General features: G+C 73.9%; 19 protein-coding genes. 9 read left to right on the top strand and 10 right to left on the bottom strand.

The genetic code is table 11. From position 1 onward, the window contains the following. Positions 1-171: 171 nt before the first annotated feature. Positions 172-1,155, bottom strand: coding sequence for an ROK family protein (locus BM076_RS07840; RefSeq protein ID WP_093712626.1), 984 nt, complete (start codon positions 1,153-1,155; stop codon positions 172-174). Between the two features lie 293 nt (positions 1,156-1,448). After that, positions 1,449-2,093, bottom strand: a complete 645-nt coding sequence (locus tag BM076_RS07835) for a DUF2249 domain-containing protein (RefSeq protein WP_093712625.1) — start codon at positions 2,091-2,093, stop codon at positions 1,449-1,451. Between the two features lie 51 nt (positions 2,094-2,144). On the opposite strand from BM076_RS07835, the gene BM076_RS07830 reads away from it, so the two are divergent. The 4 genes from BM076_RS07830 to BM076_RS07815 all read left to right on the top strand — a co-directional run bounded on the left by BM076_RS07830 (position 2,145) and on the right by BM076_RS07815 (position 4,638). Further along, positions 2,145-2,873 carry a helix-turn-helix transcriptional regulator gene (locus BM076_RS07830; RefSeq protein ID WP_093712624.1) on the top strand — a complete coding sequence of 243 codons (729 nt, stop codon included), beginning with the start codon at positions 2,145-2,147 and terminating at the stop codon, positions 2,871-2,873. Further along, on the top strand, positions 2,870-3,295 hold the full coding sequence (locus BM076_RS07825; protein WP_093712623.1) for a hypothetical protein: 426 nt from the start codon (positions 2,870-2,872) through the stop codon (positions 3,293-3,295). Before BM076_RS07830 ends, BM076_RS07825 begins: the two co-directional genes overlap by 4 nt. A gap of 87 nt (positions 3,296-3,382) precedes the next feature. Further along, positions 3,383-4,117: an SDR family oxidoreductase gene (locus tag BM076_RS07820; RefSeq protein WP_093712622.1), complete on the top strand. Its 735-nt coding sequence runs from the start codon at positions 3,383-3,385 to the stop codon at positions 4,115-4,117. After that, the gene (locus BM076_RS07815; RefSeq protein WP_245795832.1) at positions 4,114-4,638 is read left to right on the top strand and encodes a MarR family winged helix-turn-helix transcriptional regulator; all 525 of its coding nucleotides are present in this window, start codon (positions 4,114-4,116) and stop codon (positions 4,636-4,638) included. Before BM076_RS07820 ends, BM076_RS07815 begins: the two co-directional genes overlap by 4 nt. Positions 4,639-4,705: 67 nt before the next feature. Here BM076_RS07815 and BM076_RS07810 read toward each other — a convergent pair whose 3' ends face one another. Then, on the bottom strand, positions 4,706-5,152 hold the full coding sequence (locus tag BM076_RS07810; RefSeq protein WP_093712621.1) for a MarR family winged helix-turn-helix transcriptional regulator: 447 nt from the start codon (positions 5,150-5,152) through the stop codon (positions 4,706-4,708). 94 nt (positions 5,153-5,246) lie between these two features. Between BM076_RS07810 and BM076_RS07805 the strand changes: the two genes are divergently transcribed. Beyond that, on the top strand, positions 5,247-5,807 hold the full coding sequence (locus BM076_RS07805) for a cysteine hydrolase family protein (protein ID WP_093712620.1): 561 nt from the start codon (positions 5,247-5,249) through the stop codon (positions 5,805-5,807). Between the two features lie 119 nt (positions 5,808-5,926). Here BM076_RS07805 and BM076_RS07800 read toward each other — a convergent pair whose 3' ends face one another. Both BM076_RS07800 and BM076_RS07795 read right to left on the bottom strand, forming a co-directional pair. Further along, a complete protein-coding gene (locus BM076_RS07800; protein WP_093712619.1) occupies positions 5,927-7,372 on the bottom strand; it encodes an FAD-dependent monooxygenase in 1,446 nt (481 codons plus the stop codon). A gap of 284 nt (positions 7,373-7,656) precedes the next feature. Beyond that, positions 7,657-8,283: a GNAT family N-acetyltransferase gene (locus tag BM076_RS07795; protein WP_093712705.1), complete on the bottom strand. Its 627-nt coding sequence runs from the start codon at positions 8,281-8,283 to the stop codon at positions 7,657-7,659. Between the two features lie 192 nt (positions 8,284-8,475). On the opposite strand from BM076_RS07795, the gene BM076_RS07790 reads away from it, so the two are divergent. Then, on the top strand, positions 8,476-8,832 hold the full coding sequence (locus BM076_RS07790; RefSeq protein WP_407640632.1) for an ArsR/SmtB family transcription factor: 357 nt from the start codon (positions 8,476-8,478) through the stop codon (positions 8,830-8,832). Beyond that, complete coding sequence (gene mgtA / locus BM076_RS07785; RefSeq protein WP_093712617.1) at positions 8,816-11,572, top strand: magnesium-translocating P-type ATPase; 2,757 nt, start codon at positions 8,816-8,818, stop codon at positions 11,570-11,572. The genes BM076_RS07790 and mgtA overlap by 17 nt, the downstream gene beginning before the upstream one ends. Here mgtA and BM076_RS07780 read toward each other — a convergent pair. The 3 genes from BM076_RS07780 to BM076_RS07770 all read right to left on the bottom strand — a co-directional run bounded on the left by BM076_RS07780 (position 11,545) and on the right by BM076_RS07770 (position 14,554). Then, positions 11,545-11,826 (bottom strand): hypothetical protein, encoded by a 282-nt coding sequence (locus BM076_RS07780; RefSeq protein ID WP_093712616.1) that lies wholly within the window; start codon positions 11,824-11,826, stop codon positions 11,545-11,547. The genes mgtA and BM076_RS07780 overlap by 28 nt on opposite strands. Before the next feature lie 103 nt (positions 11,827-11,929). Further along, on the bottom strand, positions 11,930-13,621 hold the full coding sequence (locus tag BM076_RS07775; RefSeq protein WP_093712615.1) for an LCP family protein: 1,692 nt from the start codon (positions 13,619-13,621) through the stop codon (positions 11,930-11,932). Positions 13,622-13,978: 357 nt separating this feature from the next. Further along, on the bottom strand, positions 13,979-14,554 hold the full coding sequence (locus BM076_RS07770) for a TerD family protein (protein WP_093712614.1): 576 nt from the start codon (positions 14,552-14,554) through the stop codon (positions 13,979-13,981). A 260-nt stretch (positions 14,555-14,814) separates the two neighbouring features. On the opposite strand from BM076_RS07770, the gene BM076_RS07765 reads away from it, so the two are divergent. Next, positions 14,815-15,510 carry a transglycosylase SLT domain-containing protein gene (locus BM076_RS07765; RefSeq protein ID WP_093712613.1) on the top strand — a complete coding sequence of 232 codons (696 nt, stop codon included), beginning with the start codon at positions 14,815-14,817 and terminating at the stop codon, positions 15,508-15,510. 29 nt (positions 15,511-15,539) lie between these two features. On the opposite strand, the gene BM076_RS07760 is transcribed toward BM076_RS07765, so the two are convergent. Together BM076_RS07760 and BM076_RS36000 are read right to left on the bottom strand one after the other, a co-directional pair. Then, positions 15,540-17,495, bottom strand: a complete 1,956-nt coding sequence (locus tag BM076_RS07760) for an ABC transporter ATP-binding protein (RefSeq protein WP_093712612.1) — start codon at positions 17,493-17,495, stop codon at positions 15,540-15,542. Next, entirely contained in the window at positions 17,492-19,501 is a 2,010-nt protein-coding gene (locus BM076_RS36000) for an ABC transporter transmembrane domain-containing protein (protein ID WP_093712611.1), read from the bottom strand. Before BM076_RS36000 ends, BM076_RS07760 begins: the two co-directional genes overlap by 4 nt. Positions 19,502-19,674: 173 nt before the next feature. Here BM076_RS36000 and BM076_RS07750 point away from each other — a divergent pair, with 173 nt between their 5' ends. Next, a complete protein-coding gene (locus BM076_RS07750; RefSeq protein ID WP_407640631.1) occupies positions 19,675-20,472 on the top strand; it encodes an AraC family transcriptional regulator in 798 nt (265 codons plus the stop codon). Positions 20,473-20,504: the final 32 nt, after the last annotated feature.

Here is a 20,504-nt window from a genome sequence, read left to right as displayed (position 1 = left end):
GACGGGCCGCCGGCACATCGCCGCGCAGCGGCGGTCCGCCCACCGGCTGTCGGCCCGCCGCCGGCGCGCACGCGCACACGGCACCGGTACGCCGGTACGTCCGCCGCGGCCTCATCGACCGGAGGCTCATCGGGCGCGGCTCCATCGGCCGACCGCTCAGCGGGCAGTGGCTCATCGGGCGCCGGCCGTGGCCGCGCCCGCGATGGCCGCGGCGCCGACCAGACCCGCGTCGCCGCGCAGCGCGGCCCGTTCCACCCGGACGCCCGCGGCGAAGGGCAGCGTGGCGTAGCCCGCCAGGTGGTCGCGCAGCGGCGGGAAGAGCACGTCGGCCGCCTCCGCGACTCCCCCGCCGATCACCGCGACCTCGATCTCCACCAGCGTGGCGACGGCGGCGATGCCCGCGGCCAGCGCCCGCGCGGCGGAGTCGAAGGCGGCGAGCGCGACCGGATGGCCGCGCCGGGCGCTGACGGCGACGGCCGCCGCGTCCGCCGGTCCCTCATCGGGCTGCCAGCCCTGCGCGACAGCATGCCGTGTGATGGAGGTGCCGCTCGCCAACTGCTCGACGCAGCCGCGGGATCCGCACACGCAGGGCTCGCCGAGCAGATCGACGGTGATGTGCCCGAGGTGCCCCGCGTTGCCGGTCGGGCCGCTGCGGACAGCGTTGTCGAGGACGAGTCCGGCGCCGACTCCGGTGGAGACCACCATGCACAGCGCGTTGCGGTAGCCACGGGCCGCGCCGATCCAGTGCTCGGCGGCCGTCATGGCGACGGCGTCGCCGCAGAGCACCACCGGCAGCCCGGCGACGGCGGGGTGCGCCCGTACCCGTTCCACGATCGGGAAGCCGCGCCAGGCCGGGATGTTCACCGGACTCACGGTGCCCGCCGCGATGTCGACCGGGCCCGCGCTGCCGATGCCCAACGCGGCGACGGAACGCCATTCCTGATGAGTCGTCAGCTCTGTCAGTACGTCGAGCGCGGCGCCGAGCACGGCCGTGTCACCGCCGGCGGGTGTCGGGCGGCGCGCCCGGCGCCGTACCGTCCCGCCGCCGTCGACCAGTGCGCCGGCGATCTTCGTGCCCCCGATGTCCAGGGCGGCCAGCAGCCCCCCGCCCGCTTCGGGCAGAAGCAGGGACGGTTGCGCGGCATCAGTGGCCATGGGCGTGGTCTCCGTTCACGGCGGACAGGCGGTCGGGCGGCGCGTCGTCGGACCGGCACACCACGCGGGCCCGGGGTCGTCCTCCTCGTCGCCACGAGCGGACTGTGCCCGTTTAGTCGCCTGGCGCCAATGAAAACCGACCTCGGGTCCCGCATGCTACTACAGCGTTTTAGGTACGACGAGGTGCCGCGTCGGCGCGCAGGCAGCACGCAGACAGCCGATAATACGGAGTCGATACGGTCGGCCTCCAGACCTTCGGTTGCCCGATCCGGGCCCGGTTCCGACCGCGCCGGTCAGCCGCGCGCGCTCGGCGGCTCCAGGACCAGCGCCGTCCGGCGCTGATGCACCGTCAAATAGCGCAGCCCGTCGGCGCCCGCGGTGAATCCGCGCAACGACCGCCGCGGCAGCCAGACGAGGGCGCCCGGCGCCAGGTCGACGGTGCCGACCTCCGTGGTGAGGCGGCCGTCGCCGCCGAGGACATGGACCAGGACGTCGAGGTCGGGACCGGCATGCGGCTCGATGCCCGCCCCCGGCGGGAGCTGGATGATGTTGGAGTCCAAGTCGCGGTCGCGCATCCGCAGCCTCCAGACCGCACCGGCCGCGTCCGGCTCGCCCGCTGCGCCCCCCGGGCCCGCCGCACCGGTTGTGCCCGCCGGGCTCCCCGCGCCCGCCGGTCGGGTGTCGGTCAGCACCCGCGGCAGCGGGGTCGACGCCAGCCGGCTGATCCTGATCCGCCACTCCCCCGGCGCCTTCGTCACGCACTCCCAGCCGTGGCCGCCCGGGTGCTCCGTCTCGAACTCGTCCCGCAGGTGCCGCGGGTCGTGGTCGTTGACCAGGACGAGGGATTCCCCCACCGCGAGCCCGTCGAACGCCGCGAAGACGGCCGGATGCTTGCGGGACTTGGGCAGCGCCCGTACGTCGAGTTCCGTTCCCGTCATGGCCTGCGGCCCTTCTATTTATACAAGTTCTACTTGTGTAAACTCTAACGCATGACGAAACCCACCGGTCCCGCGGACCCGTCGCCCGACGGCACGGAAGCACCCGTCGGGCGACGGCGGGACGTGCTCGACGCGCTCCGGCGGTCGGCCGCGCCGCTGAGCATCGCCGGCATCGCCCGGGACCTCGGCGTGCACCCCAACACCGTCAGATTCCACCTCGACACCCTCGTCGGACAGGGCCTGGCCGAGCAGGTCGGCGCCGTGCGCACCGGGCCGGGAAGGCCGCCGCTGATGTTCCGCGCCCGGCCCGGGATGGATCCGGCGGGACCGCGCAATTACCGGTTGCTGGCCTCGATCCTCGTGGGCGAGCTGGCCCAGCGGCGCAGCCCCGGGCGGGCCGCGGTCGCGGCGGGCCGGGCCTGGGGCGAACGGCTGGCCGGACCGCCGCACGGTGCGGCGTCCGGACCGATGCCCGGGCCGCTGACCGAGGACCGGACGGTCCGGGCGCTGCTGCGGCTGCTCGACGAGTGGGGCTTCGCCCCGGAGCACCCGGCGCCCGGCGGCGCGGACCGGATCGGGCTGCGGCACTGCCCCTTCCTGGATCTGGCGGAAGGCCGGCCGGACGTGGTGTGCCCGGTCCATCTCGGCCTGATCCAGGGCGCGTTGACGACGATGAACGGCGCGCTCACCGCGGACCGACTGGAGCCCTTCGTCGAGCCGGGACTGTGTGTGATCCATCTCGGCCGGACCACGGCCACCCTTGAGGAGGCAGCACGTTGAACGCGTCGTCGGCGGCGGCGATGGCCCTGGTCTTCACCTGGCTCGGCATGGTGCTGGCCATCTCCTTCCTGGAGGCGCCGCTCAAATTCCGCGCCCCGCACGTCACCATCGCGATCGGCCTGGGCATCGGCCGGATGGTGTTCCGCGCGCTCAACGCGGTGGAGGCGGCCTTCGCGGTCGCGCTGGTGGTACTGGTCGTCGCCGGTGACCTCCCGGGCCGGGCAGTCGCCGCGCTGATCGCCGCGATGGCGCTGCTGCTCGTCCAACTCGTCGCCGTACGGCCGCTGCTGACGCGCCGTTCGGACGCCGTACTGGCCGGCGAGGACCCGCCACGGTCGCGCGCCCACTACGCCTACATCGCCCTGGAGACCGCCAAGGTCGCGGCGCTGATCACGGCGGGGGCACTGCTAGCCGCCGGTTGATCCCGGTGCGCGGGCGGGACCGGGACGTCCGGCCGGGCCCACGGGGCCCGTTTGACGCGGACAGTTGTGCGTCGCACAATCATTGCTATGACTACAACTAATTCAGGCGGTCACAGCGAGGCGCCCCCGGACTCCGGCGGGCAGATCCTGCTCATCGGCGCGTCCCGCGGCCTCGGGCTGGCGCTGGCCAGGGAATGGCAGCGCCGAGGGCGGCATGTCGTCGCCACGGTGCGCGGCACGGGGCGTACGGCGCTGCACGACCTCGCCGACGCCCACCCGTCGGACATCGAGATCGAAACCCTCGACGTCACGGTGCCCGAGCAGATCTCGGCGCTCCGCGACCGGCTCGCGGGGCGGACCTTCGACCTGCTCTTCGTCAACGCCGGCGTCACCAATCAGCCCGAGGGCACGGTCGCGGAGACCTCGACCGACGAATTCGTCCGCGTCATGGTGACCAACGCCCTCAGCCCGTTGCGGGTCGTCGAGACGCTCGACGACCTCGTGGCACCGGACGGGACGATCGGTGTGATGTCCTCGGGCCAGGGCAGCGTCGCCAACAACGAGCGCGGCGGCCACGAGGTGTACCGGGGCAGCAAGGCCGCCCTCAACACCTTCATGCGCAGCTACGCCGCGCGGCGTAGCGAGGACCGCAGGCCGCTGGTTCTCATGGCCCCCGGGTGGGTCCGCACCGAGCTCGGCGGTGACGGCGCGCGGCTGTCGGTCGAGGAGAGCATCCCGAACGTCGTCCGGACGCTCGACGCGCTCGCGGACCGGCCGGGCCTGCACTACGTGGACTATCTGGGCCGGACGGTGCCGTGGTGACGGCGCACGACAGCACGCGCGACGGCACGCAGGACAGCCCTGAGGAGGGCGCCGCGGACGGCGCGCGGGAAGGTTCCCCCGCCGCCACCGCCGCCGAGCGCGCCTGGGCGCTGATGCACGGCTTCGTCGAGGCCCACAATCGGCACGGCGATCTGGCCGACGCGCTCGGTTTCCGGCTCGGGGCGGGACGCGGCAAGGTGCTCTTCCGGCTCCGACAGGGGCCCCTGACGCTCCGTGAACTCGCGGAATTCATCGGCGCGGACGCCCCATACACCACCGTCGTGGTGGACAAGCTCGAAGCCCACGGCCTCGTGGAGCGGCGGCCGCACCCCGACGACCGGCGCCGCAAGCTGGTCGCCCTCACGGCCGCCGGGCGGCGGGCCGTCGCGACCGCCGACGCGATCCTCCTGCGCCCGCCGACCGCGCTCGCGTCCGTCCCGGAGCGGGACCTCGAACAGCTCACCCAACTGCTCGCCCGCATCGTCGCGGCGGACACCCCGAACACACCGGACGCCCCGTAGGCACCGGCCGCCCCGACATCCTGAGCCCGGCCGACCCGGACCGCGAACGTCCTCTGGCGCCCGCCGGTCAGTCGGTCAGCCGGCCCAGCAGCCGCATCGCCTCCGCGAGGGTGCACCGCTCCGCGTCGTCGTACCGCTCCGCCAGGGCGCGGGCCAGCCACTCCACGCCCGCCTGCCGCACACCCTCGGCGCGTTCGCGCCCCGCGTCCGTCAGCTCCACGATCTGGCGGCGGCCGTCGACCGGATCAGGGGTGCGGTGGATCAGCCCCTGCCGGTCGAGGGACGACAGTGTCACGGCCATGGACTGCTGCCGTACGCGCTCGGCTTGCGCCAGTGCCGCGGCCGTGACCGCGTCGCCCTTGCCGATCCGCATCAGGACCGATGCCTGGGACGGGGTCAGATCCTGCCCGTCGGTCACCTGGAGGATGCGCCGCCGCAGTCTGCTGACCATCACCCGCATGTCCCATGACGCCTGGAGCGTCGCCGGGGTGACCGGCTCGACCTCGCTTTGCATATCCTCAGCCTACACTGTTAACTTTCAACTGTTCAGTTATGACTGTTGATTATCCGGCCCGGCCGGCGAACCGACGAACGACGAGAGGACCCACATGTCCGCATCCCGCACGGCGCTGCTGATCATGGACTTCCAGGCGGCCATCGTGGAGCGCATCGGCAGCGAGGACGTCGTGGCGGCGGCCGGACGTGCCGTCGAGGCGGCCCGTGCCGCCGGCATCCCGGTGATCTTCGTCCGTGTCGCCTTCCGGCCCGGCTATCCCGAGATCGCCGCCACCAACCGGTCCTTCTCCGCACTCGGTCAGGCCGGGGACTCCTTCACCGCCGACCACCCGTCCACCCAGGTGATCGAGGCGCTCGCGCCGCGCGCCGACGAGGCGGTGACCGTCAAGCGTCGGGTCAGCGCGTTCACCGGCAGCGACCTCGAGGTGCTGCTGCGCGCGGCCGGCGCCGAGACGCTGGTGCTCGCGGGCCTGTCCACCAGCGGTGTCGTGCTGTCCACGGTCCGCCAGGCCGCCGACCTCGACTACCGCCTCACGGTGCTCTCCGACGCCTGCGCCGACAACGACCCCGAGGTGCACCGCATCCTCACCGAGAAGGTCTTCCTCAACCAGGCCGAGGTCACCACCGTCGACGCGTGGGCGAAGTCCCTCTGACGCCCCCGACGCGGCCCGGCCCGACGGCCGTCCGCCGACGTGCCGGGCCGCGTCTCAGCAGTAGCGCTTGAAGCCGGCGCGGTCCTGACGCAGATTCCGGCGATGACGTATGCGCCCGATCAGGCGGCCGGCGCGCCGAACCACCGCGCGAGGCAGGCGTCCAGGCTCGTACCGCCGTCGCCGGTCCACACCACGTGGCCGTCGGGCCGCAGCAGCACCGCGGGCGCGTCCACCTCCGCGTCCGGGTCCACGACATGGTCGACGCGGTCGGCCCATCCGGTGACGGACAGCGTGCCGGTGCGGTCCAGGAGCAGGCCGCGGCCGGACCGCATGAGGGCGAAGAGCCGGCCGTCCTTGACCGGGATGTCCCGCAGCCTGCGGCCGAGCAGGGGCTGGGCGGCGGCCTGCTCGGCGCTGTCGGCGACGTCGTAGCGGATGCCGATGCCGGTGAGCTTCTCGATCAGGAGCCGGTTGACGTCCTCGATGTCCATCAGCTCCGTGAGCAGGTGGCGCACCGCGCGCGGCCCGGGTTCCTCGGACATCAGCTCGGAGTGGACACGGCTGTTGACCAGCACATCGGCGGCGACCGGGCTCCGCTCGGCCTCGTAGCTGTCGAGCAGCCCGCCGGGGGCCCAGCCCTGGATCTCGGCGGCCAGCTTCCAGCCGAGGTTGAAGGCATCCTGGATACCGAGGTTGAGGCCCTGCCCGCCCATCGGCGGGTGCACATGGGCGGAGTCCCCGGCCAGCAGCGCCCGGCCCTGCCGGTAACGCTCGGCCTGCCGGGTGGCGTCGCTGAACCGGCTGAGCCGGCGCGGCGCGCGCACGCCGAAGTCGGTGCCCACCAGTTCCCACAGCCGTCGCTTGAGGTCGTCCAGCGTGGGGCGGTCGGTGCGGTCCTCGGCCACCGCGGCGCCGCGCACGACGAAGGTGTACGTGCCCTCCGCCTGCGGGGTCGGCCCGAACTGCACGGTCTTGTCGGGGAGTTCGGCCACCGCGGCCCTCATCTCGGCTTCCGGCGCCGTCACCTCGACCTGGCAGAGCAGCCATTCGTTGCGCGCGGGCGCGCCGGGGAAGCCGATGCCGAGCAGCTTGCGCACGGTGCTGCGGCCGCCGTCGCAGCCGACCAGCCAGCGGGCCCGGAGTTCGCCGCCCCCGGCCGTCTCCACGCTCACCCCGTCGCTGTCCTGGCGCAGCCCGGTCAGCTCCTGCCCGCGCCGGATGTCGGCGCCCAGTTCCGTCGCGTGCTCGGTCAGCAGCTGTTCGGTGAGCTGCTGCGGGATGCCGAGGAGATACTCATGGGCGGTGTCCATCCGCCGCGGCCACGGCTTCTGGATGCCGGCGTAGGAACCGCGCCGCTCGTAGCGGGTGCCGAGGGCGAGGAAACGCTCCAGCAGCCCGCGCTGATCCATCACTTCGATGCTGCGCACATGCAGACCGAGTGCGCGCGCCTCCCCCGCCGGTTCCCGCTCCTTTTCCAGTACGACCACGTCCACGCCCCGCAGGCGCAGTTCCGCGGCCAGCATCATGCCGGTCGGCCCGCCGCCGGCAATGATCACGTCAGTCATCCACAAACCTCTGATAGGGGAATCGGCCGTGGGCCGGCCGTCCCGCCGCGGCAAAGGCGTACGTTTCGCGCGAATGCTGAATTTCGGCAGCTTCCGGCCCAGGCGGAACATTGTGCGGCACAGCGGGGGCCTTGCCGCAAGGCCCCCTGTGCGCTATACGTTGAGAAGGGCAAGAAGCGCGCGGCTTTCTGCCCTTTCTTCATGTCCTCGCCCGTTCCTCATGCCCCCGCTCGCACTTCACGTCCTCACCCGCTCTTCACGTCCTCACCCCGCCCGCGCCTCCTTCACGCGGGGGCGAAACGGGCCAGGCGCTCTTCCATCCGGGCGCGCGCGGCCGGCCACTCCCGCTCGGTGACGGAGAAGATCGCGGAGTCGCGCAGCCGGCCGTCCTCACCGGGTGCCCAGGACCGGGACCAGTTGCGCAGCACGCCTTCGAGGCGGGCGCCGGTGCTCTCGATGGCGGCGCGCGACCGGCTGTTGCGGGCGTCCGTCTTCAGATCGAGGCGGGCCACCTCCCACTCCTCGAAGGCGTGCCGGAACAGCAGGTATTTCGCCTCGGTGTTGAGCCCGGTGCCCTGCGCGGACGCGGCGAGCCAGGTGAAGCCGACCTCGATCGCGCACAGCCGTTCCCCGTCCGGCCACAGCCGCGGGTCCCAGTAGGCGGTGGCACCCACCGGGCGCCCGGTGCGCCGGTCCACCTGTGCGTACGGCGCGAGCTTTCCCGCGGCGGCGCGGGCGAGTTGGGCGTCGATGTAGCGCGCGACCTCGCCCGCGCCCGGCACCCAGGTGTAGCCGTAGGAGCCGCGGTCCTCCTGGGCGGCCACCGCGAGATCCGCCGCGTGCCGGTGGCCCAGCGGCTCCAGCCGGACCCGCCCGCCTTCGAGCACCGGCCCTTCGAGCGTGAACGTCATCGCCATCCCCCCGTGAACGTCATCGCCGTCGCCCTGCGTCGTGCCATGTCGCGGGCAGCCTTACAGAGCCCGCCCGCTCTGTCGCGTGAATTGCGGCCGCCCTGAACGCAACGGCGGCCACGGCGCGCGGATCAAGCCCTAGACTGGGCGTTCGCGCCACCGGTGGGCGGTGGGGGCGGAGGGAGCGCGGTGGTGACGAGGGGCGGCGACTTCGAGGAGTTGCCCGTCGAGGTGCTGACCCAGGCCGCCGCCGCCTTCGGTCTGCTGGCCTCGCCCGCGCGGCTGCACCTGGTGTGGGCGCTGATGCAGGGCGAGAGCGATGTGAGCGCGCTCGCGGAACGGGTGGGCGGCGCGCTGCCCGCCGTCAGCCAGCACCTGACGAAGCTGAAGCTCGCCGGCCTGGTGCGGTCCCGCCGCGAGGGACGGCATGTGGTGTATCTCGTCGACAATCCCGATGTGGAGACGATGGTGCGGTGGATGCTGCGGCAGCTCGCCGACCGCAACGGGCAGCCGATGGCCCCTGGACGCGTCCATGACCTGGGCGCCTGACGGCGGTCCACGTCCCCTCGCGCGGACGGCGGGGCCCGGGGCCGACGACGAGCCGGAGCCGGACGCGTGGCCCGGAGCCGTCGAGGACTTCGGCGGCGGCCGGGAGACCGCCGGGCTGCCCACGCTGGATTTCCTGCGGCTGATCGGCGGCGGACCGCGCGGCCTGCTGGAGTCGCAGGCCGAGGAGCGGCTGGCGCGGTACGGCGAGAATGTGCTGCCCGCGCAGCGCTCCGTGTCCTGGCCGCGGCGTTTTCTGCGCAGTGTGCGGGACCCTTTCACCGCGGTCCTGTTCTGCCTCGCGCTGGTGTCGGCGGCCGTCACCGCGTGGACCACCGCGTGCGTGATCATGGCGCTGGTGGTGGTGAGCTGTGTGCTGCGGTCCAGCGGGGAGTACCGCGCGGACCGGTCGGCGGCGGCGCTGCGCGATCTGGTCGCCGCGACCGCGACCGTACGCCGCCGGGCGGACGCGGGCAGCCCGGCGGTGGCGCGCGAGGTCCCGGTGGACCAGCTGGTGCCGGGCGATGTCGTACTGCTGGGGCCGGGCGATCTGATCCCGGCCGATCTGCGGCTGCTGCGCGCCACCGGTCTGACGGTGCATCAGGCGGCGCTGACCGGTGAGTCGGCGCCGGTCGCCAAGTACCCGGTGGAGACACCCGCGTTGCTCGGCGCGGCGGCCGACCGGGGCGGCGCTGATCGTGACGCGTGGCCGCATCTGTGCCTCCAGGGCAGCAGTGTCGCTTCCGGCAGCGGCACGGCGGTGGTGGTCGCCACCGGGGAGCGCACCCGTTTCGCGGCGGGCCTGCGCGGGCCGTCGCCGCGGCGGCGGGCGAGCGCCTTCGACCGTTCGGTGCACGGCATTTCGTGGTCGCTGATCCGTTTCATGCTGCTGACCCCGCCGTTGGTGTTCCTGGCCGACGCGGGGCTGCGCGGGCGGGGCGTGGAGACGCTGCCCTTCGCCGTCGCCGTGGCGGTCGGGCTGACCCCGGAGATGCTGCCGGTGGTGGTCACCACGACGCTGGCCAGGGGTGCGTCGTTGCTGGCCCGTACCAGCGAGGTGATCGTCAAGCGGCTGCCCGCGCTGCACGACCTGGGCGCCATGGATGTGCTGTGCACCGACAAGACGGGCACGCTCACCCAGGACCGGCCGGTCGTCGCGTGCCATGTCGACGCGGGCGGGCGCGACGATCCCGATGTGCTGCACTGGGCGGCGGTGAACAGCCTCTGGACGCTCCAGCTCGCCGAACTGCCCATGCCCGACGCGCTGGACGAGGCGCTGCTGGAGGCCGTCGAACAGCGCGGTGACGGCCTGCTGGACCACTACGCCGTGGCCGCGCTGCCCTTCGACCCGGTCCGCCGGCTGGCCACCGCGGTGCTCCGTACCCCCGGCGGGCCCGGTCTGCACACGCTGGTCGTCAAGGGATCGGTGGAGGCGGTGCTGGCCCGGTGCGTGAAACGGCGGGCGGACGGCCGGGACGGCGAACTGGACGACGCGGCCCGCGACGAGCTGCTGTCGGCGAGTACGGAACTGGCCGAGCAGGGGCTGCGGGTGCTGGCCGTGGCGGCGGCGGAGCGGCCGGCGAAGCCCGGCTCCTCGCCGTACGCGGAGTCGGACGAGTACGGGCTGACCCTCCTCGGCATGGTCGGACTGCGCGACGCGGCCGCCGACACCGCGGCGGCGGCGGTGACGGCGCTGACGCGGCGCTCGGTCACCGTGAAGGTGCTCACCGGTGACCATCCGGGCACGGCGGCGCGGGCCTGCCGCGACATCGGGCTCGACCCGGGCGAGGTCGTCACCGGGGACACCGTCGACGCCCTGGACGACGACGCGCTGGCCGAACTGGCCGCGACCACCACCGTCTTCGCCCGCTGCACTCCCACGCACAAGGCCCGGGTCGTACGGGCGCTGCGTGCGGGCGGGCATGTCACCGGTTTCCTCGGCGACGGCGTCAACGACCTGCCGGCACTGGACGCCTGTGACGTCGGGATCTGCCCGCGGGACGCGACGGCCGTGGCGCGCGAGGCGGCCGATGTGGTGCTGGCGTCCAAGGACCTGACCGCGATCGACCACGCCGTGGTCGCCGGGCGGCGCAGCAGCGCGAACATCGCCACGTATCTGCGGATCGCGCTGTCGTCGAATCTGGGCAATGTCATCGCGATGCTCACCGCGGCGCTGCTGCTGCCGTATCTGCCGATGCTGCCCGTGCAGGTGCTGGTGCAGAATCTGTGCTTCGACGCGGCGCAGCTCGCGTTCGCCTACGACCGGCCGGCGGCGGCCGACCTGGCCAGGCCCGCGGTGCTCAGGCCGCGTGCGATCCTGCGGTTCGTCACCGGCTTCGGGCTGATCAACGCCCTCGCCGACATCGCCACCTTCGGCGTACTGGCCCTGTCGGTACGGGGTTTCGCCACCGGGGACGGTCAAGCGGCGTTCCAGTCGGGCTGGTTCACCGAGAATCTGCTGACGCAGGCGCTGGTGATGGTGCTGTTGCGGACCGGCCGGGGCGTCGCCGAGGGGCGGGCGCCCGGGCCGATCCGGCTGACCACGAGCGCGCTCGCGGTGATCGGCATCCTGTTGCCGCTCACCCCGTTGGCGCCCGCGCTCGGCTTCACCACGCTGCCGCTGTTCTACTACGCGCTGCTGGCGGCGGTGCTGATGTCATACGGGACGGCGCTGGTGATGGCCAAGACCCGTTACGATGCCGGGCCCGTGGGCCGTCAGGGACTGGCAGGGTCGAAGCCGTAGCGCAGCGGGGCACCGGCGGTCTGCGGATCGCGGCGGTAGACGTGCAGCGCCTCGACCCGTGGGGGCGCGGCACCGGCCGGTGCCGCGGGCGTGTCCTGGTCGACGAGGCAGGGGTGGGTGACCTGGAGCACCCGGGGCCGTCCGACGACCCGTACCCGAAGGCCGTGTGCGGGGCCGCCGTCGAGAACCGCCTCTTCCCAGGTGTCCCAGGTCTGCGTCACCGTGGCCGCGGCGCCGTTCCGTGCTGTCTCCATGCGTGACACTTTAGCGATTACGCAACCGGTGAAGTGTTCTCGGGGTACGGATCGGGCCGGTTTCCCGGTGCACGGACCGGCGCTCGGCAGCACGGCCGGGCGCTCAGGGCGCGGAGTCCTTCTTCTTGGTGGAGACGGCGTACGCCTGGCTCGGGGTCATCGGGACGCCGCCGACGCTGACCGTCTTGAAGTGGCTCACCTGGGCGCAGGACGAGCCCTGGTCGGCGGTCTGGGCATGGGCGTTGGAGACGGCGGCCTTGGTGTCGGCGGGGGTGGCGGCGGCGGTGCCGCCGGGGAAAGCGGAGCCGGTGCGCCAGTCGGCGCCGATCACCAGCGTCAGGCCCGCGACCGCGCCCTGCTTCAGATGCGCGGCGGGCAGACCGAGCGCGCGGGCCACGGTCTGCGCCTGGTCCTTCTGCGACGGGCCGTAGGTGAGGGTGGTGCTCGCCGCGGGCGCGGGCGCGTTGCCGGCCGAGGTGCCGGGGGCGAAGCCCTTGGCGGTCAGCGCGGCGGCGATCGCGGTGGCCCGTCCGCCGATGCCGGTGCCGTTCTGCACCCGGACGGTGATCTGCGCGGCGGGCACGGTGGGGCTGGGCGCCGCGGAGGTCGCGGCCCCCGACGGCTTGGTCTTCGCGCCGTCCGCGGTGGTCAGCGGTTGGTCGTCGGCGATGGTCGCGAACAGTTCGGTGGCGCCCTTGCCGACCACGACCCGGTTGGGGTCGGTCGGGTCGGGGCCGGTCTGCATGGTGGTGAAGATCAGCCGCTTGGACGGGACCTTGTCCAGGTCGTTGGCGAGGCCGATCAGCCGGTTGACGCTGCCGAGGCCGGTGTCGACGGTGAGCGCCTTGGTGGCCGCGTCCGCGAGCCGGTAGACGGCGGCCGGATTGGTGAGCGTGCCCGCGCTCTTGAACTTGCGGATCATCGCGCTGAGGAAGGTGTGCTGCGCGTACGTACGGCCGAGGTCGCTGCCGTCGCCGAAGCCGTGCCGGGACCGGACGAATTCGAGCGCGGCCTCGCCCTTGAGGGTGTGGCGGCCCTTGGCGAGCTTCAGGTGCGAGTAGGTGTCGTAGACGTCGTCGCTGACGCACACCGAGACCCCGCCGACGGCGTCGGACATCTTCACCACGCCGGAGAAGTCGAGCATCACGAAGTGGTCGATGGGGATGCCGGTGAGCTGGTGCACGGTGGCGACCTGGCAGGCGGGGCCGTACGCGAGCGCGCTGTTGATCATTCCCCGGTAGCCGGGGGTGGCGGCCCCGGTGTCGGGGTTCTTGCAGGCCGGGACGGTGGTGATGGTGTCGCGCGGGATGCTCATCACGGTGGCGTTGCTGCGGTCGGCCGAGACGTGCACGACCATTTCCACGTCGGCGTTGCGGCCCGAGGTGGAGGTGGCGGAGCCGCAGCCGCCGCCGAGCTTGCAGTCGGTGGCGTTGTTCCGGCCGTCGGAGCCGATCACCAGGATGTTGATGGGGGTACGGCCGAAGGCGTCGGCCTTCTCCTTGCCGCCGACGTCGCCATTGGCGCCGTCGCTGAGCGAGACGCTGTGGATGTTGCCGTTGAGGTGCTCGTAGAACCAGGCGCCGGCGCCGGCCGCGACCACGACCGTCACGGCCGTGCAGATCGCCGTGGTCCGCAGCACACGGCGCAGCCGCGAGACCGGCTTGCGGCGTCCGCGCCGCGAGGAGCGGCGGCCGGCCCGGCGGGCCGCGGCGCGTGCGGCGGCCCGGCCGCCGGGCGCGGGCGCCGGGCCGTCGCCGGGGCGTGCGCCGTCGGCGCTCTCCCGCGGGTCGGTCATCTGGCTCTCCTCGCGTGGGCGGGCCCGGGGGCCGGCGATGGTTCCTGGATGCCCGCGCGGGGCCGCGCGGGCGGGTGCGGTGTGCGGGGGCGGCCCGCCGCCGGGCCGCTCGGGCAGCGGCCGGGCTCGGCGCGAGCGCCTCGGGCGGCCGTGTGTCCTGCGTCGGGCGGCCACCCGTACCGCTTGCACGGTTGCGCAAAGCGACAACCGTCACTCAGCATTCTCACCGACGTATCTGTGCGTAATGACCGTTTCGCGGGTGGGTCATCTCACAACCCGCCCCCTCTCGGAGGGGGGAGGGGCCGCCCCCGGGGGGGTGGGAGGGGCGGCCCCGGCTCATCGGGCGGACCGGCGGTGTCAGACGTTGACGCCGAAGTCGGTCGCGATTCCGGCGAGGCCGGAGGCGTACCCCTGGCCGATGGCGCGGAATTTCCACTCGGCGCCGTTGCGGTACAGCTCGCCGAAGATCATCGCTGTCTCCGTGGAGGCGTCCTCGGTCAGGTCGTAGCGGGCCAGTTCCCTGCCGTCGGCCTGATTGACGATGCGGATGAAGGCGTTGCGCACCTGGCCGAAGCTCTGGCCGCGCTTCTCGGCCTCGTAGATGGAGACGGGGAAGACCACCCGGTCGACCTGGAGCGGGACCGTCGCCAGGCTCACCCTGATCTGCTCGTCGTCGCCGTCACCACCGCCGGTCAGATTGTCGCCGCTGTGCACGACCGAGCCGTCCGGGCTCTCCAGATTGTTGAAGAACACGAAGTGCCGGTCGCTGAGCACCTTGCCGTTCGCGTCGCACAGCAGCGCGGAGGCGTCCAGGTCGTGATCGGCGCCCGTGGTGGTGCGCACGTCCCAGCCCAGGCCGACGGTGACCGCCGTCAGACCGGGCGCCTCCTTGCTCAGCGAGACATTGCCACCCTTGGACAGAGTCACACCCACGAGCCGTCTCCTCTTTCCGCCTGCGTCCGCCGCTCCTTGTGCTTCTTGCCGGTAAGAACGTGGATTCGGGGGACGTGGTTCCACGATTGCGCAATCTTTGAAGTGTTCCTCGCGGTGGCCGGCCCGGGCCGCGCCGGGCCGGCGCGGAACGGCGGGCCGGGCGCGCAGCCCGTACGGTGACAGCGGGTGGCGGCAGGTCTCAGCGGGACCCGACGGGCGGCGGCGGAGTCGCCGTGGCCGGGACGGGAAGGCGGTGCGACGTGGACAAGCCTCGGGCGCGATGGCCCTGGGTCGTCCTGGCGACGCTGGTGGTGGCCGGGTGGGCCGCCGGGGGCCGGGGCCACGACTCGGACGGCGTCGGCAGCCGCACGGCGACCGATGCCACCACGCTGCCCAGCTCCTCCGCGTCCGCCGGGCCCTCGGAGGGCGCGACGACCGGGCCGCCCGGACCGTCGGCCGGCGCGGGCGACGGGGTGGCACAATACGCCGGACAGGTGAAGCGGTACGCGGCGCGCGCCGGGATCGACCCTCAGGTGCTGATGGCGATCCTCTACAACGAGGACTACAAGCCGCACGACCCGGCACTCCAACGGGCCTGGCAGAAGCTCAAGCCGGACGCCGCCTTCGGCATCGCCAACATGCACAAGGCCGCCTTCGACCAGACCAAGCGGGGCCGGGACTTCGCCGACCGCGACTGGGAGGAGCTGCCCGACGATCCGGGGCTGGCCGTCGAGGCGGCGGCCTGGTATCTGCACGACCTGGCCGCGCAGCTTCCGGCGCACCGCGCCACGTCCCTGACGGAGGATCAGCTGCTCGCTCTCGGCTACAACACCGGCCCCGGCAACATGCTGGCCTTCGCCCGCGGTGTCACCCTCGGACCACTCGCCCAGTCGTATCTGGACCACCTGACGGAGAACTGGGCCGCGGCGGGCCGGGACGTACGCGGCGCGGGCTGAGCGCGAACTCCCTTGTTCTATCCGGGGGTTCATGCCCCGGGTGGGACGGCCGCCCGGGCGGACCAGGCGCTCCACAGTTCGGCGTAGTGGCCGCCCGCCGCCACGAGGTCGTCGTGCGGGCCTTCCTCGACGATCCGGCCGTCCTCCAGCACCACGACGCGGTCCGCCGCCGCGGCCTGACCGAGCCGGTGCGCGACCACCAGTGCCGTCCGGCCGGCCAGCACCGTACGGGCCGCGGCCTCCAGCGTCCTGGCGCCCTCGCTGCCCGCCTCGGCCGCCGACTCGTCGAGCACCGCGACCGGCGGGTCGGCCAACGCCAGCCGGGCCAGCGCCAGTTGCTGGGCCTGTACGGGGGTGAGCGCGGCTCCCCCGGCACCGATCCGTGTCGCCAACTCCTGCGGCAGCGCCCGTACCCACGCCAGGGCCCCCGCCATGTCGAGCGCCGCCTCGAGCGCCGCTTCGTCCGCGTCGGGGCGGGCCAGCAGCAGATTGTCGGCGACCGTACCGGCGAAGACGTGCGTGTCCTGGTCGAGCAGCAGCACCGCCGGCCGTCCCGCCCGGCCCCGCGCGCCGACGGTCACCCGCCCGGCGGTCGGCGGATGGACGCCCGCGACGATCCGGGCCAGCGTGCTCTTGCCCGCCCCTGTCGTCCCCACCAGGGTCACCTGCTCCCCCGGCGCCAGCCGGAGCGTGACGCCGTGCAGCACGGGCCGGCCCTCGACATAGGCATGCCGGACGTCAACGGCCTCCACCGGACATTCGGCCTCCGCCGCCCTGGGAGCGGGCACGGCGGTGAGCCGCGCCAATCCGTCGGGGCCGGATACGGACCCGCGCGCGACGCCCGCCGGTGCCTGGACTGTGTCGGGGTCGACGGTCGCGGAATTCGCGGGGTCAGGATCGGCGGGGTCGGGAGCCGCACAGCCCGGCCTCGCGGGGGCGGGGGCCGTGGCGGTGGCGTCCGCCGCGCCCAGGTCCGCCGCACCGACCAGACGTGCCAGGCCCGCCGCCGCTTCCTGGGCGGTCGCCGCCAGGCCGAGCAGGATGTTGACCGGGTCGAAGAGCCGGACGAACAGGAGCGCGGCGGCGGTGGCCTCGCCGACGCCCGCGTGCCCCGAGTGCACCAGCCAGTAGCCGACGCACAGGATCAGCCCGAGGCCGGTGAATTCGGCCGAGTTGAGCCGGCCGAAGAAGCGCGAGCGCAGGGTGACGGCGCGCAGGGCATAGTCCATCGCGGCGGCCGAGCGGTCCGCGACGCGCGCCGTCTGCCGTTCGGTGAGCCGGAAGGCCCGTACGGTGTCGACGCCCGACAGCGATTCGAGGATCTGCCGGGTCCGCTCGCCGCCCGCGATCCGCTGGGCGGCGTAGAGCGGTCCCGACGTCCGCAGGTACCAGCGCAGGGTGACGATCTGGATCGGCAGCGCGCACAGCCCGGCGAGCGCGAACCGCCAGTCGAGCGCGGTCAGTCCGAGGACGGTGAAGCCGATGGTCAGCGCGGCGCCCGCGACATTGGGCAGCACATTGCGCAGCGCGCCCGCCACCAGCGTGGCGTCGTCACCGATCCGCGCCGCGAGATCGCCCGCGCCGACCTGCTCGACGCGCTGTGCGGGCAGCGCGAAGGCGCTCGCGATGACGCGCTCGCGCAGCCGGGCGAGCGCGGTCTCGCCGACCCGCGCGGTCAGCCGCAGGCCGAGCGCGGTCAGGACGGCCTGGGCCAGCACCGCGGCGAGCAGCACGCCGGAGGCCACGACGACCGGATGGTCGCCCCGATGCTGCTGGACCGCATCCACGATCCGGCCGAGCGCCAGCGGCCCGACCAGGCCGACCAGCGATTCGGCAACGAAGACCGCGACCGTGACCAGTGCAAGTCGGCGGTGCGGCCCGACGAGTTCGACGACGGCGCGGGCGGTTCTGCGGGGCGTCGCGGTGGGCAGCAGGTCCGCGGCCGTGTCCTGCCGGTCCGCCGCCGTCGCGGTACGGGCGCTCATGCGAACACCGCCGCGCGGTAGGCGGGTTCGGCGGCGGCGAGTTCGGCGTGGCGGGCGCTGGCCGCCACGACGCCGTCGGCGATCAGGACCGTGCGTGTGCAGGCCGCGAGTAGTGCAGGTGAGGTCGTCACGATCAGCGTCGTACGGCCCGCCCGCTCCTCGGTGACGGTGCGGGCGATCCGTGCCTCGGTCACCGAGTCGATGGCGGTGGTCGGCTCGTCGAGCACGAGGACCGGCGGGTCGGCGGCCAACGCCCGTGCGAGGGCGACCCGTTGCCGCTGTCCGCCGGAGAGGAAGGCGCCGCGTTCGCCGACCCGGGTGTCCGGCGCGGCGGGCAGCAGGCCGTCCGCCGCGGGGCGCCGGGTGCTGCCCTCGGGTCCTGAGTCGAGGTTGTCCAGGATCGTGCCGTCGAAGAGGAAGGGGTGGTGCGGGGCGACGAGCAGCCCGGCCGCGCCGGCGTCACTGGCCGCCGCTCCGTCGAGCAGCACGACGCCGCTCTCGGGCCGCGCCTCACCGTTCAGGCAGGCCATCAGATCGGCGACGGCCGACGGATCCGGTACGACGAGGCCGACGTGCTCCCCCGCCGCCACCGTCAGCTCGATGCCGCGCAGCTTTCCGTAGGTCAGCGCCCGCAGTTCGAGCGCGCGAGCCGGTCCGCCGCCGAACACGGGCGTGCCGCCCGACGAGGTCGGGCTCCCATCCGTCCACGACGTGCCGGGGACGCTTGCGGGGTCCGCGGCTGCCAAGTCGCCGTCCGCCAGGGCCACGTCGCGCCCCGCAACATTCGGCGCCGACCCGTCCGGCATCACTGACGTGCCGGGGACACCCGCGGCGCCCGAAGCGGTCGGGGCGACGACCGCCTGACCGCCGCCCGCTGGTACCGCGTCACGCTCCGCCATGTGCCGTGCCGACCCATCCGGCACCGACCCATCCGGCACCGCTGACGCGCCGGGGACGCCCCCGGCGCCCCGAGCGGTCGGACCGCCGTCCGCCAGGGCCGCGTCGCGCCCCGCGACGTTCGGCGCCGCCGCGTCCAGTACCGCGCGGACGCGGCCGGCCGAGGCGCGGGCGCGGGCGAAGTCGGGGCCGACGGAGATGAGTCCCTGGGTCGGGCCGAGAAGGAATTGGCACAGCCCGGTGCAGGCGATGAGGTCGCCGAGGCTGATCCGGCCCTGGACGGCGAGCCGGCCCGCGACCAGGGCGACGGCGGTCACCAGCACCCCGCCGAGCAGCACAGCCGCCGCGTCCATCAGCGCCTCGAAGCGGGCGGCGGCGATCGTGGCCCGCAGGCTGGTGCGGTTGGCGTCCACGTAGCGGGCGTACGCGGGGCCTTCCGCGCGCAGGCCCTTGAGGACCCGCAGCCCGGCGACGAAGTCGACGGCGGTGCCGGACGCGCGGGCCGCTGCGGCCTGTTCCGCCGCGCCGCGACGCTCCAGCGGCCGGCCGAGCAGATGGACGGCGACGAGCACGGCGGGCGTGCCGAGCAGCACCAGCAGACCGAGCGTCACGGACATCCGCAGCAGCAGGACCGCGCCGAGCACGAGGGCGACCGCGCACGCCACCGCCTGCACGATGGAGGTCGTGAACCGGCCGACGTTCTGCGCGTCGGAGACGGCGACCGACATCAGTTCGCCGGGCATCCGGCCGCGTCCCGCGGTCCCGTCGGGCGCGAGCATCCGGTCGGTGAGGCGTACGCGGATGCCGTGCGCGGAGCGTTCCGCGGCGGCGACGGTGGCCCGGGAGCCGTAGCGGAAGCAGAGCGACAGGAAGAGGAAGTCCGCGGCGAGCACGGCCAGCCAGGCGGCCAGCTCCCGGCCGGAGCCGCCGTCCACGGCCCGGTCGACCACCACACCGACCACGACCGGCACCAGCGCCTCCCCCGCCTGGTGGCCGCTGCGCAGCAGCACCGCGGCGGTCAGACTGCCACGGACCTGGCGGACGGCGGCGCGGAGCGGGCCGACGGTGCCGGACGGACCGGCAGGGGCGGGCGGTGGCGTCTCGGGCATGGGGAGGAGTTCGCTCTTTCCTGGCCCGGGACGGACCTTCTGCGGTGCGGGTGGTTCATACGCCACGGGGTGGCCGTCGTAGAAGTGACGGGGACTCCGCGGCGGGCCGTGCGGCGGCCACCGCGACAGTACGCGCCAGGCGCGGTGGCGTAAATGGGCTATCGTGCACACTTATGTCGCCCAACAGACAAGCCGCCGTCGACCGTTCCGCGGAGCGCGCCGCGCCGCCGCCCGCCCGCGCCGAAGCGCTGCGCGTGGTGAACTTCGACATGGCGCGCGGCCAGCGCTTCGGCGAGCACGAGCACGACGTGCACCAGTTGGTGTGGGCGCCGACCGGTGTGCTGGCCGTCGACATCGGCGCGCATTCATGGGTGCTGCCGCCGACGCTCGCGCTGTGGATACCGGCCGCGGTGCCGCACACCACGAGCGCGAGCCGCGAGGCCCGGATGCGCAGCGTGTACGTACAGCCCGACCGCTGCCCGGTGACGTGGGCGCAGCCGACGGTGGTCGCCGTGGGGCCGCTGCTGCGCGAGCTGATCACCCATCTCGCCGACCCGGACCTGGAGTCGGACCCCAGGACGCGGGCGGAGGCGGTGATGTTCGACCTGCTGCGGCCGGTCGGTGTGACGACGATCGACCTGCCGATGCCGCGCGACGGCCGGGCCCGCCGGGTGGCCGAGGCCCTGCTGGCGGTGCCCGCCGACCACCGGCCGCTGGAGGACTGGGGCCGGGAGGTGGGGGCCAGTGCCCGCACCCTGGCCCGGCTGTTCAGCGCCGAGACGGGGATGTCCTTCGGCCGCTGGCGGACCAGGGCGCGGCTGCGCGCGAGCCTGGAGCACATGGCGGGCAACCGGCCGCTGGCCGCGGTGGCCCTCCAGGTCGGGTACTCCACGCCCAGCTCCTTCATCGCGGCCTTCCGGCAGGAGACGGGCCGTACGCCCGGCGCGTACTTCGCCGCGTCGGCGCCCTGAACCGCCCGCCCGCGCACGTCGTCCCCGGTCCC

Source organism: Actinacidiphila alni (assembly GCF_900112845.1).
GTDB lineage: Bacteria > Actinomycetota > Actinomycetes > Streptomycetales > Streptomycetaceae > Actinacidiphila > Actinacidiphila alni.
The sequence above is the reverse complement of the archived record's forward strand: the minus strand, read 5'-3'. Positions and strand labels throughout refer to the sequence as shown.

Bases quoted from the DNA above. Each gene is read 5' to 3' on its own strand.
- mgtA (WP_093712617.1), top strand. From the start codon at position 8,816: ATGACCTGGGCGCCTGACGGCGGTCCACGTCCCCTCGCGCGGACGGCG.
- BM076_RS07830 (WP_093712624.1), top strand. From the start codon at position 2,145: ATGACGAAACCCACCGGTCCCGCGGACCCGTCGCCCGACGGCACGGAA.
- BM076_RS07760 (WP_093712612.1), bottom strand. From the start codon at position 17,495: ATGAGCGCCCGTACCGCGACGGCGGCGGACCGGCAGGACACGGCCGCG.
- BM076_RS07795 (WP_093712705.1), bottom strand. From the start codon at position 8,283: ATGACGTTCACGCTCGAAGGGCCGGTGCTCGAAGGCGGGCGGGTCCGG.
- BM076_RS07800 (WP_093712619.1), bottom strand. From the start codon at position 7,372: ATGACTGACGTGATCATTGCCGGCGGCGGGCCGACCGGCATGATGCTG.
- BM076_RS07810 (WP_093712621.1), bottom strand. From the start codon at position 5,152: ATGCAAAGCGAGGTCGAGCCGGTCACCCCGGCGACGCTCCAGGCGTCA.
- BM076_RS07780 (WP_093712616.1), bottom strand. From the start codon at position 11,826: ATGGAGACAGCACGGAACGGCGCCGCGGCCACGGTGACGCAGACCTGG.
- BM076_RS36000 (WP_093712611.1), bottom strand. From the start codon at position 19,501: ATGCCCGAGACGCCACCGCCCGCCCCTGCCGGTCCGTCCGGCACCGTC.
- BM076_RS07820 (WP_093712622.1), top strand. From the start codon at position 3,383: ATGACTACAACTAATTCAGGCGGTCACAGCGAGGCGCCCCCGGACTCC.
- BM076_RS07775 (WP_093712615.1), bottom strand. From the start codon at position 13,621: ATGACCGACCCGCGGGAGAGCGCCGACGGCGCACGCCCCGGCGACGGC.
- BM076_RS07835 (WP_093712625.1), bottom strand. From the start codon at position 2,093: ATGACGGGAACGGAACTCGACGTACGGGCGCTGCCCAAGTCCCGCAAG.
- BM076_RS07840 (WP_093712626.1), bottom strand. From the start codon at position 1,155: ATGGCCACTGATGCCGCGCAACCGTCCCTGCTTCTGCCCGAAGCGGGC.
- BM076_RS07805 (WP_093712620.1), top strand. From the start codon at position 5,247: ATGTCCGCATCCCGCACGGCGCTGCTGATCATGGACTTCCAGGCGGCC.
- BM076_RS07750 (WP_407640631.1), top strand. From the start codon at position 19,675: ATGTCGCCCAACAGACAAGCCGCCGTCGACCGTTCCGCGGAGCGCGCC.